Origin of the sequence: Blastococcus sp. TBT05-19 (assembly GCF_003319095.1) — a bacterium.
Lineage (GTDB): Bacteria > Actinomycetota > Actinomycetes > Mycobacteriales > Geodermatophilaceae > Blastococcus.
On sequence record NZ_QOHI01000016.1, the window covers coordinates 1 to 686 of the forward strand.

The following is a 686-nucleotide window of genomic DNA, read 5'->3' on the forward strand; positions in this document are numbered from 1 at the left end:
GGCAGCGTCAGATGTGTATAAGAGACAGCTACCAGGAGGAAGCACCTTGGGGCGCCGTTGCGCGGGTGGCGATTGGCGGCGCGCCCGATCTGCCCAAGCCGAACACATTCAGCGACCGTGCGGCGTCGCGGGGAGAGGGCGTAGACCCCGATCCGGGGTTCTACCCCGATCCGGTGTGGGATGAAGAGTAACACCATAACGGTGTTGACAGGGTAGCACCAATGTGGTGTTTGGCTCCTGCGCCGCATGCTGCGGCAGGGAGACCATCCGGTGCAATCGCTCCGCTTCACCCGTTTCGGCCTGACCGCAACTTTTGAGCAGGGCCGTCACGGTCGCTTCATCCGCGTCGTCGGCGAGGGGCTGAACGGCCCCGCCGAATACGCCGCCCGCCCGCGCCAGCGCGGCATGCGCTCGCTTGCCGAGGCTGTTAGCTACACCAAGCGCAACATTGTCGACCGGTTCGGCGAGCGGGTGGCCGCGTGACTGTCGACGTGGCTGAGCTCGACGGCGCGACGGAGCGCTTCCTGAACGACGGGGCCGAGCCGCCGCAGGCCCTGGCGCTGGAGGATGATCCTGACGTCCACGCCGCGATACGCGACCATCGCGGCACGGTGCTTGCGATCCGGCAGCATTCGCGCGCCGCGGTCGAGGCGGTGGAGGGCAGTGCCGATCACGCCGCCGCCGTC

The 686-nt window shown here is 67.9% G+C and carries 3 protein-coding genes; all 3 read left to right on the forward strand.

Annotated features, from left to right (window positions below):
• The coding region (locus DQ244_RS20010) for a hypothetical protein (RefSeq protein ID WP_233491735.1) at positions 1–191 on the forward strand (191 nt) is incomplete at its 5' end.
• A 55-nt stretch (positions 192–246) separates the two neighbouring features.
• Entirely contained in the window at positions 247–483 is a 237-nt protein-coding gene (locus DQ244_RS19100) for a hypothetical protein (protein WP_113813090.1), read from the forward strand.
• Positions 480–686 (forward strand): hypothetical protein (locus tag DQ244_RS19105; protein ID WP_147251565.1); only part of this gene is annotated, 207 nt, incomplete at its 3' end. The genes DQ244_RS19100 and DQ244_RS19105, both read left to right, overlap by 4 nt.

Excerpts from the sequence above, each read along its gene's own strand:
- DQ244_RS19100 (WP_113813090.1), top strand. The coding sequence starts at position 247 with ATGCTGCGGCAGGGAGACCATCCGGTGCAATCGCTCCGCTTCACCCGT.